The organism is Hydrogenophaga sp. L310 (assembly GCF_055703065.1).
On the sequence record NZ_JBVPZA010000001.1, the window covers coordinates 449,536 to 462,107 of the forward strand.

General features: G+C 67.8%; 11 protein-coding genes. 9 read left to right on the top strand and 2 right to left on the bottom strand.

Features of this window, described 5'->3' with window-relative positions:
• Positions 1-2 precede the first annotated feature (2 nt).
• The 7 genes from AC0GNO_RS02170 to AC0GNO_RS02200 all read left to right on the top strand — a co-directional run bounded on the left by AC0GNO_RS02170 (position 3) and on the right by AC0GNO_RS02200 (position 9,590).
• The gene (locus tag AC0GNO_RS02170) at positions 3-1,283 is read left to right on the top strand and encodes a molybdopterin molybdotransferase MoeA (protein ID WP_472902774.1); all 1,281 of its coding nucleotides are present in this window, start codon (positions 3-5) and stop codon (positions 1,281-1,283) included.
• Between the two features lie 11 nt (positions 1,284-1,294).
• Positions 1,295-1,546 (top strand): MoaD/ThiS family protein, encoded by a 252-nt coding sequence (locus AC0GNO_RS02175; RefSeq protein ID WP_472887221.1) that lies wholly within the window; start codon positions 1,295-1,297, stop codon positions 1,544-1,546.
• Positions 1,547-1,548: 2 nt separating this feature from the next.
• Positions 1,549-2,022 carry a molybdopterin synthase catalytic subunit MoaE gene (moaE, locus tag AC0GNO_RS02180; protein ID WP_290966480.1) on the top strand — a complete coding sequence of 158 codons (474 nt, stop codon included), beginning with the start codon at positions 1,549-1,551 and terminating at the stop codon, positions 2,020-2,022.
• 14 nt (positions 2,023-2,036) lie between these two features.
• Positions 2,037-2,789: a GNAT family N-acetyltransferase gene (locus AC0GNO_RS02185; RefSeq protein ID WP_472887219.1), complete on the top strand. Its 753-nt coding sequence runs from the start codon at positions 2,037-2,039 to the stop codon at positions 2,787-2,789.
• A gap of 154 nt (positions 2,790-2,943) precedes the next feature.
• Entirely contained in the window at positions 2,944-5,559 is a 2,616-nt protein-coding gene (gene clpB, locus AC0GNO_RS02190) for an ATP-dependent chaperone ClpB (protein WP_472902775.1), read from the top strand.
• A 114-nt stretch (positions 5,560-5,673) separates the two neighbouring features.
• The gene (locus AC0GNO_RS02195; protein WP_472902776.1) at positions 5,674-8,106 is read left to right on the top strand and encodes a DUF1631 family protein; all 2,433 of its coding nucleotides are present in this window, start codon (positions 5,674-5,676) and stop codon (positions 8,104-8,106) included.
• A gap of 50 nt (positions 8,107-8,156) precedes the next feature.
• A complete protein-coding gene (locus AC0GNO_RS02200) occupies positions 8,157-9,590 on the top strand; it encodes a coniferyl aldehyde dehydrogenase (RefSeq protein WP_472902777.1) in 1,434 nt (477 codons plus the stop codon).
• A 12-nt stretch (positions 9,591-9,602) separates the two neighbouring features.
• On the opposite strand, the gene AC0GNO_RS02205 is transcribed toward AC0GNO_RS02200, so the two are convergent.
• The gene (locus tag AC0GNO_RS02205) at positions 9,603-9,848 is read right to left on the bottom strand and encodes a hypothetical protein (RefSeq protein WP_177139808.1); all 246 of its coding nucleotides are present in this window, start codon (positions 9,846-9,848) and stop codon (positions 9,603-9,605) included.
• Between the two features lie 148 nt (positions 9,849-9,996).
• On the opposite strand from AC0GNO_RS02205, the gene arsC reads away from it, so the two are divergent.
• Entirely contained in the window at positions 9,997-10,377 is a 381-nt protein-coding gene (gene arsC / locus AC0GNO_RS02210; protein WP_472902778.1) for an arsenate reductase (glutaredoxin), read from the top strand.
• Here arsC and AC0GNO_RS02215 read toward each other — a convergent pair whose 3' ends face one another.
• Positions 10,378-11,232: an AraC family transcriptional regulator gene (locus AC0GNO_RS02215; protein WP_472902779.1), complete on the bottom strand. Its 855-nt coding sequence runs from the start codon at positions 11,230-11,232 to the stop codon at positions 10,378-10,380.
• An 89-nt stretch (positions 11,233-11,321) separates the two neighbouring features.
• On the opposite strand from AC0GNO_RS02215, the gene AC0GNO_RS02220 reads away from it, so the two are divergent.
• The gene (locus tag AC0GNO_RS02220; protein WP_472902780.1) at positions 11,322-12,551 is read left to right on the top strand and encodes an MFS transporter; all 1,230 of its coding nucleotides are present in this window, start codon (positions 11,322-11,324) and stop codon (positions 12,549-12,551) included.
• Positions 12,552-12,572 lie beyond the last annotated feature (21 nt).

The window sequence follows — 12,572 nt, forward strand, 5'->3', positions numbered from 1 at the left end:
CCATGAACGTTTCTGCACCGCCCGCCCGGGCCCCCTTGATGGCGCTGGACACCGCGCTGACCGACCTGCTCGCGCGGGTCGTTCCGTTGCCGCGGGTCGAGACGGTGGCCACGTTCGAGGCCGATGGCCGCGTGCTGGCCAGTGATCTGGTTTCAGGCTTGCAGGTGCCGCCGCAGGACAACTCTTCGATGGACGGGTATGCCGTCAACGCGGCCGACGTGACCGAAGCCGGCAAGGTGCTGGCGGTGTCGCAGCGCATCGCGGCCGGTCATGCCGCCGAGCCGTTGCGGCCCGGAACGTGTGCGCGCATCTTCACGGGTGCGCCCATGCCCGCGGGTGCCGATGCGGTGGTGATGCAGGAGGACACCCGCGAGGTCGGCGGCAATCTGCATGCGGTGCACATTGACGCCGTGCCGGCCGCTGGCCAATGGGTGCGTCGTGCCGGCGAAGACGTGACGCGTGGGGCGGTGGTCTTGCCGCGCGGGACCCGGCTTTCCCCGGCCAGCCTGGGGCTGGCGGCCAGCATCGGCTGTGCCCAGCTGCCGGTGATGGTGCGTCCGCGCGTGGCCCTGTTTTCCACCGGCGACGAACTCGTGATGCCGGGCGAGGTGGCTCCCCAGGACATGAAGCCCGGCGCGATCTACAACTCCAACCGTTTCTTTCTGCGCACGCTGCTGCAGCGGCTGGGCTGCGAGGTGAGCGACCTCGGCATCGTGCCGGACAAGCGCGACCTGACACTGGCTGCGCTCAAGACCGCGGCCGACCACCACGACCTGATCCTCACCAGCGGCGGTGTCTCGGTGGGCGAAGAGGACCACATCAAGCCGTCCGTTCAGCAGCTGGGCAGCCTCGACCTGTGGCAGATCGCCATGAAGCCGGGCAAGCCGTTCGCGTACGGCACGGTGCGGCGCGATGCTGGCGCAGGCTCGGAAGCGGCGCAGCCCTGCCACTTCATCGGTCTGCCGGGCAACCCGGTGTCCAGCTTCGTCACCTTCCTGCTGCTGGTGCGACCCTTCCTGCTGCGGCTGCAGGGTGCCGAGGCGCCGGATCTGCAACCGGTGAAGCTGCCCGCCCACTTCGACCTGCCGCGCGCCGACAAGCGCCGCGAATTCCTGCGCGTGCGCCGCAACGCCGCCGGCGGGCTGGACCTGTTTCCCAACCAGAGTTCGGGCGTGTTGACGTCCGCGGTCTGGGGCGACGGTCTGGTCGACAACCCGGCTGGCACCACCATCGCCCGGGACGATCTGGTGTCCTATCTTTCTTTTGCCGACCTGCTGCTCTGAAGGCCTATCCCGTGAAGATTCAACTGCGCTATTTCGCCTCCATCCGCGAATCCGTCGGCACCGGCAGCGAGTCGCTGGACACGGCGGCCGGCACGCTGACCGTCCTGCGCGACGAACTGATCGCGCGGGGCGGGGGCTATGCCGAGGCGCTGGCGCGTGGCCGGGCGGTGCGCGTGTCGCTCAACCAGACCATGACCGACGAAGCCGCCGCGCTCAGCGAGGGCGCGGAAGTGGCCTTTTTCCCGCCCGTGACCGGAGGCTGACCATGAACGCCCGCGTCAGCATCCAGACCCAGGACTTCGACCTCAGCACCGAAGTCGCCCGGCTGCGCGAGCAGGACAAGCGCGTGGGTGCCATCTGCACCTTCGTTGGCACGGTCCGTGACCGCAACGATGGCCAGAGCATCAGCACCATGGAGCTGGAGCACTACCCGGGCATGACCGAGAAGAGCATCGAGGCCATGATCGACGAGGCGTTCAAACGCTTCGACATCTACGCCGCGCGCGTGATTCACCGCGTCGGCCTGCTGCAGCCGCTGGACCAGATCGTGCTGGTCGCCGTGACCTCCGCGCACCGGGGCGAGAGCTTCCAGGCCTGCGAGTTCCTGATGGACTACCTCAAGACCCAGGCGCCGTTCTGGAAGAAAGAACAGACGCCGGAGGGTGCACGTTGGGTGGATGCGCGGGTCAGCGATGACGCGGCGCTGGCCAAGTGGGGCATTCAGAGTCAGAACGCCTGACAGCCCTTATTGACATGGCGCCCACGATCCTTTCCGACGCCGACATCGAAGCCATTGAACGCGCCACGCTCGACGCCGTGTCGCCCGAGCGCGTGGAGTCGCTGCCCGGCTGGCTGCTGCCCATGGACAGCGGCACGGTGGGCCGTGCCCGCAGCGCTGTCCCCCTGAGCCATGGCAATGCCGACCCGGCGGTGCTCGACGACATCCTCGACCGCTACGCTGCCCAGGGTTTCGTGCCGGCCTTCCGCCTGCCTGATGGACCGGCCTTCGAAGCCCTGCACCAGGGGCTGCAAGCGCGGGGCTTCGCGCGCGCCCAGCCCACGCTGACGCAGTGTGGCCGCGTGCAGGACTTGCTGATGGCGCAGACCGGGCCGGTGGCGGACCTGGCGGACACGCCCGACGCCGCCTGGATGGCGATGTTCCTGGGCGAAGGCCTGGATCCGGTGGACGGTGCGAGCCGTGCCCGCTCGCTGAGCCGGGCCACCGGGACGCTGTTTGCCAGCCTGCGCGAAGACGGGCAGACGGTGGCCTGCGGGGCCGCGGCCTACGGCCACGGCTGGCTCAGCGTGCACGGCATGCGCACCGCCGCCTCGCACCGGGGCCGGGGCCTGGCCGGGCGGGTGTTGCAGGCCATGGCCGAAGAGGCCTTGCGCCGCGGGATTCACCGGGTGTTTCTCCAGGTCGTGGCGGACAACGGGCCGGCGCTCGCGCTGTACCGCCGGCTGGGCTTGACCACCGCCTGGACCTACGCCTACTGGCGCCGTTGAGCGGCGCCGGTCCAGACGGCCCCCAAAGGGCGGGTATCGGCTGATCTGCGTCAAGACGATGTGGTGCACGCGGGCGCAAGCTGGAAAAACCACCTTGAAAACCCGGGGAATCGCTCCAAATGCCGGGTAATCAAATTTTCCGGAGAGCTCTTTCATGCGACTCGACAAACTCACCACCAAGTTCCAGGAAGCCCTGAGCGAAGCCCAGACCCTGGCGCTCGGCAACGACAACGCCTACATCGATCCGGCCCATCTGCTGCTGGCCATGCTGCGCCAGGCCGACGGCCCGCAGTCGCTGCTGCAGCGCGCTGGCGTGAACGTTCAGGGCCTGGCCAAGGCCGCCGAGGCGGCTGTGAAGCGCCTGCCCGAAGTGCAGGGACAGGAGCAGGTGCAGGTCGGCTCCGATCTGGCCAAGCTGTTGCAGGCCACCGAAAGGGAAGCCATCAAGCGCGGTGACGAGTTCATCGCCGGCGAGCTGTTCCTGCTCGCCGTGGCCGACCAGAAGGGCGATATCGGCCGCATCGCGAACGAAAACGGGCTGACCCGCAAGAGCCTGGAAAGCGCCATCACGGCCGTGCGCGGCGGCCAGAAGATGGACAGCCCCGAGGCCGAGGGCCAGCGCGAAGCGCTGAAGAAATACACCATGGACCTGACCGAGCGCGCCCGCCTGGGCAAGCTCGATCCGGTGATCGGTCGTGATGACGAGATCCGCCGCGCCATCCAGGTGCTGCAGCGCCGCACCAAGAACAACCCGGTGCTGATCGGCGAGCCCGGCGTGGGCAAGACCGCGATCGTCGAAGGCCTCGCGCAGCGCATCGTGGCCGGCGAAGTGCCGGATTCGCTCAAGGGCAAGCGCGTGCTGAGCCTGGACATGGCCGCGCTGCTGGCCGGCGCCAAGTTCCGCGGCGAGTTTGAAGAGCGCCTGAAGACCGTGCTGAACGAACTGGCCAAGGACGAAGGCCAGACCATCGTTTTCATCGACGAGCTGCACACCATGGTGGGAGCGGGCAAGGCCGAAGGCGCGATGGACGCCGGTAACATGCTCAAGCCCGCGCTGGCGCGCGGCGAGCTGCACTGCGTGGGCGCGACCACGCTGGACGAATACCGCAAGTACATCGAAAAAGACGCCGCGCTGGAGCGCCGCTTCCAGAAAATCCTGGTCGGCGAGCCGACGGTGGAGGCGACCATCGCCATCCTGCGCGGCCTGAAGGAGCGCTACCAGGTGCACCACGGCGTGGACATCACCGACCCGGCCATCGTCGCCGCGGCCGAACTCAGCCACCGCTACATCACCGACCGTTTCCTGCCCGACAAGGCGATCGACCTGATCGACGAGGCCGCGGCCAAGATCAAGATCGAACTCGACTCCAAGCCCGAGGTGATGGACAAGCTCGACCGCCGGCTGATCCAGCTGCAGATCGAGCGCGAAGCGGTGAAGAAAGAAAAGGACGAGGCTTCGCAGAAACGGCTGACCTTGATCGAAGAAGAGATCACCAAGCTGCAGAAAGAGATCGCCGATCTGGACGAAATCTGGAAGTCCGAAAAGGCCACCGCCCAGGGCAGCGCGCAGGTGCGCGAAGAGATCGACCAGCTGCGCCAGCAGATCGAGAGCCTGACCCGCAAGGGCGACCTGGCCAAGGTGGCCGAGTTGCAATACGGCAAGCTGCCCGAGCTGGAAAAGCAGCTCATGGAAGCGCAGGAGAAAGAGTCCGGCAAGGCCAAGGGCGGCGCGGGTGTGGGTCCGCAACTGCTGCGCACCCAGGTCGGCGCCGAAGAGATCGCAGAGGTCGTGGCGCGCGCCACCGGCATTCCCGTGGCCAAGCTGATGCAGGGCGAGCGTGACAAGCTGCTGGTGATGGAAGACAAGCTGCACACCCGCGTGGTGGGGCAGGATGAAGCGATCTCGGCCGTGGCCAACGCCATCCGCCGCTCGCGCTCGGGCCTGAGCGACCCGAACCGCCCGACCGGTTCCTTCCTTTTCCTCGGCCCAACCGGCGTGGGCAAGACCGAGCTGTGCAAGGCGCTGGCGGGCTTCCTGTTCGACAGCGAAGACCACCTGATCCGCATCGACATGAGCGAGTTCATGGAGAAACACTCCGTGGCCCGCCTGATCGGCGCGCCGCCGGGCTACGTGGGCTACGAGGAGGGCGGCTATCTGACCGAAGCGGTGCGCCGCAAGCCCTACAGCGTGCTGCTGCTCGACGAGGTGGAGAAGGCGCATCCGGACGTGTTCAACGTGTTGTTGCAGGTGCTGGACGACGGTCGCCTGACCGATGGCCAGGGTCGCACCGTGGACTTCAAGAACACCGTGATCGTGATGACGAGCAACATCGGTTCGCACCTGATCCAGGCCATGGTCGGCCAGCCCTACGACGACATCAAGGAAGCCGTGTGGGGCGAGCTCAAGGACCACTTCCGGCCCGAGTTCTTGAACCGCATCGACGAGACCGTGGTGTTCCACGCGCTCGACGCACAGCACATCGCGTCCATCGCCGCGATCCAGCTGAAAGCCCTGCAGGCGCGACTGCAGAAGATGGACCTGCGTCTGGAAGTGGCGCCGGCGGCCCTCGAAGAACTGGCCAAAGTCGGGTTCGACCCGGTGTTTGGCGCCCGACCCTTGAAGCGCGCGATCCAGCAGCGCATCGAGAACCCGCTCTCGAAGTTGCTGCTGGAAGGCAAGTACCCGCCCAAGTCGGTGATCCCGGTGAGGGTGGACCCGGTGCGTCACCCGGGCGTGTTCGAGTTCGGCGAACCCATCGAAATGGACTGATGAAGGAGAACCGTCGGACGGTCGTGATCGGGGGATAGACGGTCGCACTGGTAACAGGTCGTTGCCATTGCCTTGCATTCGAACAAGAGGCGGACGGTATAAATTCGAGGATATATGCCGAATTCGTCACACTTGCTCGATCAATGTTTTGATGAGGTCGCCCGCCAGGCGAAACCTTTGCTGGGTCGCTGCGTCGATGCGGCGGTGAACTCGCTGCAGGCGTCCGAGGCGAAAGCTGGCGAGGTGGGCGAGCGACAGCGCATCGCCCGCGCGTGCTGGGCCATGATGCAGCACCGGGGCGCGCTGACCGATGCCTACCCGGTGCGTCTGCGCGAGGCCTTCGAGCGAGGGGACGAAGACGGGCGAACCTCGTCGCTGGCTCTGCTGTCCGACTCCTCGTTGCTGGCGCTGGTGGATGACCTGTCGGTGTCCGAATCGCTGGAGTCGGCCCGTCTGCTGCAGGACCTGATGCCGGTGGTGGAGCAGGCGCTGGCGGCGCTGGATGCGCGCATGAGTTCGCTGATTGGCTTCGAGACCGTGCAGGTGGAAAAGAACCCGCTGCGTCCTTCGGTGTTTGTGCGGGTGCTGCGCGACCTCATCGCCGAGATCGAACGCGATCCCGAGATCCGCTCTCTGTGGTTGCAGCACCTGGCCGCCCCGCTCGGTCGCGGGCTGTGCCAGCTCTACGAGCAGTTGGCGCTGCGGCTGCAGCAGGCCAATGTGCAGGAGGCGGGTTACCGCATTCGGCTGGTGGACGATCCGCAGGCGAGCCCGGGCTCGGCCCCAGCCCGGCGCGACCTGTTGAACTGGGATGCCCAGACCTTGGCGCCCACCGCGGCCGGATCCGGCGAACAGAGCGAACCATTGCCGCCCATGACGGCCCTGGCCGGCGCCCAGACCCGGCTGGACCATCGTGTATTCCACGATTTCCTGGCCGAGCGCGGCGACCGGTTCGAACAGGCCCTCGATTCGGGCTATTACGAGCAGCTGACGCGCGAGCAGCGGATCGCCCAGGCCCAGGCGGATCTGCCCCTGCTGGACGAAGTGGTGGTTGATCGCGAGCGTGTGCAGTTTCGCGGCCTGCCTGTTGTTGACCGGCCTGCGCGTGCGGTCAGCATCGGTTCGCAGCTGGGATCGGACCATTGGGGTCCTTACGCCGCCCCGCATGAGCGCACACGGGTGCTGCTCGACCTCAAACAGCAGGCCGAACGCGTGTCGCAGGCCGTGGGCCTAGACCTGGTGCGCAAACTGGTCAACCAGGTGGCGCGCGATCCGCTGCTGCTGGCGCCGGTGCGCGAGGCGGTTGTGGCGCTGGAACCGGCCCTGTTGCGGCTGGCGATGGACGACCCGCGTTTCTTTGCCAAGGACCAGCACCCGGCCCGTCTGCTGGTCGAGCAGGTCGCGCAACGCAGCTTCCGTTTCAACGATGAGTTCTCGGCCGAGTTCGAGCAGTTCCATGCGCCGGTGCGCGAGGCCGTCAACGCCCTCAACGCCCTGCCGGGCGCGACCCCCGAGCCCTTTGCGGTGGCGCTGGAACACCTGCAGGAAGACTGGGCGAACGTCGATCAGGCCGAGGCTGCCACCCAGGAGCAGCACCTGCAGGCCCTGCGTTTCGCCGAGGCGCGCCAAGCCCTGGCCGACCAGGTGGCGTGGGAAATCAGTCTTCGGCCCGACGTTTTCAACGCGCCCGCGGTGGTGCTGGACTTCCTCTACGGCAACTGGTCGCTGGTGATCGCCGAGGCGCAGCTGCGCCACCCCGATGGGGACCCAGACCCGATGGGCTTCCGGGCCGTGATCCCGGATCTGCTGTGGAGCGTGCGGCACGAAGTCACATTGCGCCAGCCGCGCAAACTGTTCGAAATGCTGCCTCGCCTGCTGCAGAGACTGCGCGCCGGGCTGACCGTGCTGGACAAGCCTGCGGAAGAAACAGCGTCTTTCTTCGATGCCCTGATCCGTTACCACGAGCCGGTGCTGGCGTTGCGTCGGGCCAGCGCCCGGTCTCAGGCCGGGGCTTCGATGCCGGCGGCACTCGAAAGCCCGGTCGTCACCTTTCCCGAAGCGGACAACCTGGCCGAAGCCCCCAGGCCACAGGTGGCAGAAACGCCTTGGCTCGCGGCGCGTGAGCGGGTCGAGGCCGGGTTCGAGGACGCACCGGTTGCGGAGGCTCCGGTGGTGGAGAACCCCGCGGCAGCGCTTCTGTCCACATCCAGCGAAGAGGGCGATGACGTGGATGTGGGGATGGAAGCCGCAGGCGTGCTCGCCAGCCTGCATGTGGGTGACTGGGTGGATCTGCAGGCCAGCGGACAGTGGCTGCGCGCCCGGCTGGTCTGGGCCAACGCCCGGGCCACGCTGTTCCTGTTCACCAGCCGGGGTGGGCACCCGCACACCATGACCCGGCGCAGCTGCGAAAAGCTCATCCGCCAGCGCGGATTGCGGCCGCTGGCGGTGCGTCCGGTGGTCGATGCCGCCATCGACGCGGTGGTCAAGGGCGTGCCCGGCGCTCCCGCTCACGCCTGCGTCGTCGCCACCGAAGCGGTTCCGGCCTGATAGGGGCACAACCCCTATCTCCGGGGCGACGTCTTTTCTATGATGGCACCATGACCCAGACCCCGCCCGACCTCCCGATGCGCGCCCTGTTTGACGCGCAGTACCGGGCCAGCCGCTCCCAGATCGACGTGCCGCTGGCGCTTCGGCTCGACCGCCTGCAGCGCATGCGGGCCTTGATCGACGTGCACGGCGCGGCGCTGGCCGAAGCGGTGCAGGCCGATTTCGGCGTGCGCTCCCTGCAACTCACCGAGGTGGCCGACTTCTTTGTGCTGCGCGCGCTGCTGGGCGACCTGGAGAAGCACACCGGCGCGTGGATGAAACCGCGGCGCGTGTCCACACCCATCTACCTGCAGCCCGCCAGCGCGCACATCCAGCGCCAGCCGCTGGGCGTGATCGGGGTCATCGGCCCCTGGAACTACCCGCTGCAGCTCACGCTGGGCCCGGCCGCCACGGCGCTGGCGGCGGGCAACCGCGTGATGATCAAGCCCAGCGAGCTGACGCCGCACACCTCGGCGTTGCTGGCCGCGGTGTTGAACCAGGCCTTTGCGCCCGACGAGGTGTGTGTGGTGCAGGGCGGGGCGGACGTGGCGCACGAGTTCGCCAGCCTGCCGTTTGACCACCTGTTCTTCACCGGTTCCACCGCGGTGGGCCGCAAGGTGGCGGCGGCCGCGGCCGCCAACCTCACGCCGACCACGCTGGAGCTGGGCGGCAAGTCGCCCTGCATCATCGACGTTTCATGCGACATCGCCGGCGCCGCCATCAAGATCGCCCACGGCAAGCTGCTCAACGCCGGGCAGACCTGCATCGCACCCGACTACGTGCTGCTGCCGAAAGGCCGCGAGGCCGAGTTCGAGCGGGCTTTTGCCGCGGCCGTGGCGCGCCTGTTCCCCACCATCGGCGGCAATCCCGATTACACGAGCATCCTCAGCGACCGGCACCATGCGCGCCTGCAGTCGCTGCTGTCAGAGGCCCGGACACAGGGTGCGCGGGTGGTGGAGATTCGTGCCGCGGTTGTGGAGGGGGCACACACGGTGGCCCAGGAGCGCCAGATGAACCCGGTCCTGGTGTTTGATGCCCCGTCCGGTCTTCGCCTGATGCGCGAGGAGATCTTCGGCCCCATCCTGCCGGTGCTGACCTACAGAAAACTGGACGACGCCATCAACACCATCAACGCCGGGCCGCGCCCGCTGGCGCTCTACTGGTTTGGCAGCGACACCGGAGCGCGTGACCACGTGCTGAGCAACACGGTGAGCGGCGGCGTGACCGTGAACGACACGCTGCTGCACATTGCCCACGACAACCTGCCGTTCGGTGGCGTGGGGGAGAGTGGCTGGGGCGCCTACCACGGCGAAACCGGCTTCCTGCGTTTCACGCAGCAGAAGCCGGTGCTGGTGCAGTCGCGCTTCGCGATGGGCAGCCTGTTTTACCCGCCGTACGGCAAGCGCTTTGACCAGGTGATGGGGCTGCTCAAGCGCTGGCTCTGAGCGCCGGGGCGATCAGCTGTTGAGGGTGTTGTCCCCGTCGCTGTACATCACAAGCGGAATCGGCTGCAGGTAACCCTGGAGCTGCAGTCCGTGTGCCAGCTCGGAGACGTCATCCCCCAGCAGCATGGAAAGCTCCCGCTCGCTGCGCCGTCCATTGGCCATCAGCAGCAGGCTGTGGGCTTTGCGCCCGATCTGGCCCGGGCGTGCGAGCGCGTCCCAGGCCTTGGGTGTTTTGGCGAACCGTTCGATGTTGGCCATATGGTGCTCCCTGCGCGTGTGACTTCAGATCAGCAAGATACGGGCCGGCCGTGACAGGGGCGTGACAAGGTCGCCAGCGCCCGATGGCCGGGCACTTTGCACCGTGAGCGGGCGCTATGCTCTCGCCAGCCTCCACCGAAGCACCGACATGAAGCCCAAGAACTCCGAGATCACCTTTTTCCACAACCCCGCCTGCAGCACCTCGCGCAACGTGTTGGCCATGGTCCGCGAGGCGGGCTTCGACCCGCTGGTGGTTGAGTACCTGAAGACACCCTACACGCGCGAACAGCTGGCCGGCCTGCTGAAAGCCATGGCCCTGCGCCCGCGTGACGTGATCCGGACCAAGGGCGATCTGTACACGCAGCTCGATCTGGCCCGGCCCGACTGGAGCGATGAGCAATTGCTCGATTTCATGGTGAACCACCCGGTGCTGGTGGAGCGGCCCATCGTCGTCACGCCGCTGGGCACGCGCCTGTGCCGGCCCAAGGAGCGGGTCTGGGAGGTGTTGCCTGTCGAGCGGCCCGCCTGATCAGGCGGACGCTGGTCGACCCGGCCCGAAGCGTGTGGGCGGCTGGCCCAGCGCGGCGCGGAACATGGCGGTGAAGGCGCTGTCGCTCGCGTAGCCACTGGCCGCGGCCACCTGGCTCACGGGCGTGCCGCGCGCCAGCATGGGCAATGCATGGGCCAGCACCACCTGCTGTCGCCAGCGCTGGAAGCCGGTGCCCAGTTCTTCGCGAAACAGCCGTGCCAGCGTGCGTTCGCTCGCACCGCTGTGCGCCGCCCAGGCGGCCAGCGTGGCGTGTTGCGCCGGTGCGTTCATCACGGCTTCGCACAGCGCGCGCAGCCGGCGGTCGCCCTGTTGTGGGTCGGGCATGGGCACACCCAGGGGCTGGGTCGGCGCGTGCGCGATCTCGGCCAGCACGAGCGTGGCCAGGGCCTGTTGCTGGGGTGCTGGCTGCGCGTGCGGCTGGTCCATGCCCCGCACCAGCTCGCGCAGCAGCGGCGACACCACCAGGACGCGCGAACAGCGCCAGTCCGCCGGCACCACCGACGCATCGATGTAGAGGGTGTGCAATTGCGAGGCTTCGAGCATGGTGACCGCGTGCCGCGCCCCCGGCGGAATCCAGACCGCGCGCGACGGTGGAACGATGGTGGTGGTCTCGTAGCCAGGCCGCTCACCGCCTTCGCACGACGGCGCCGCCACCGTCACCTGCAGCAGGCCGCTGGCGCAGCAGGCGAGCTGGCCCCAGGGGTGGTGGTGCGGCTCGAACTGGGTGTCGTGCCCCATGGCGCGTGCGCGGCAGCGCACCGGCCGCGCCGGCGTGGGTTCGAAGGGGTCGGTGTCGCCGACCGGGACGGCCTGGCGCGGGCGGCGGGGTTTCATGGGTGGGGCAGGGTGGTTTGGCTGGAATTCGACAGGAATTGTCTTTGTATCGCATAACAGCCCCAACTGCCCACCCTACCATTGGCCGCATGAACACCGCCACCCTGGGCGCCACAGCGCCGGCCAACCCCATTCCCCTCAAGCAGGATGCTTCCGTGATCGGCCTCGTCGGCCTGGCGCACGGCACCTCCCACTTCTCCCACCTGCTGCTCGCCCCGCTGTTCCCGGTGTTCATGCGCGACTTCGGCCTGAGCTTTTCCGACGTCGGTCTGCTCATGAGCATCTTTTTCATCATCTCGGGTTCGGGCCAGGCCATGGCCGGCTTCGTGGTGGACCGTATCGGTGCGCGGCCGGTGCTGTTCGCCGCCATCACCTGCTTCCTGCTGGCGTCGCTGGCCGCTTCCATGGTCACGGGCTACATGGGTCTGGTGCTGGTGGCCGCTCTGGCCGGACTGGGCAACGCGCCGTTCCACCCGGCGGACTTCACCATCCTGAACCAGCGCGTGTCGGCGCCGCGCCTGGGCCACGCCTTCAGTGCCCACGGCCTCACCGGCAACCTGGGCTGGGCGCTGGCGCCCGCGTTCCTGGTCGGCATCACCGCGCTGACCGACTGGCGCACCGCGTACCACGCCGCCGCGCTGCTCTACGTGGCCGTTCTGGCCCTGCTGTTCTGGCAGCGCGACAAGCTGCGCACCGAGGTGCACGTGCGCCACGCCGACGCACCGAAGGGCGCCGAGCTGGCCTATCTGAAACTGCCGGTGGTGTGGTGGTGTTTTGCCTTTTTTCTGTTGTCCACCATGACGCTCGCGGTGGTGCAGAGTTTTGCCCCGTCGATCCTGAAGAGCTTGTACGGCGTGAGCGTCGAAGCGGCGACGCTGACCATCAGCGCCTACATGCTGTGCGGCGCCGGCGGCATGCTGGTCGGCGGCTTCGTGGCGGCTTATGGGCAGAGCCACCGGTTCTCCAGCGACCGCGTGGTGGCGGTCTCGATGTCCTGCGGTGCGGCCTTGCTGCTGCTGTGCGCCACCGGCTGGCTGGGCGCCACCGGCACCATGGTGGCGCTGGCCGCCACCGGCTTCGCCGTCGGCGTGGGTGGCCCGAGCCGCGACATGATGATCAAGAAAGCCACGCCCAAAGGCGCAACCGGCCGGGTCTATGGCACCGTGTATTCGGGTCTGGACGTGGGTTTTGCGATCTCGCCGCTGGTGTTTGGCGCCCTGATGGACCGCGGCTGGTACGCGCTCACGCTGGCCGGCGCCGCGGTGGTGCTGTTCATATCGGTCTATGCGGCTGTGGGTGTCGGCCGCAGGACAGTCTGAATTTCGACCCGCGGCACAATG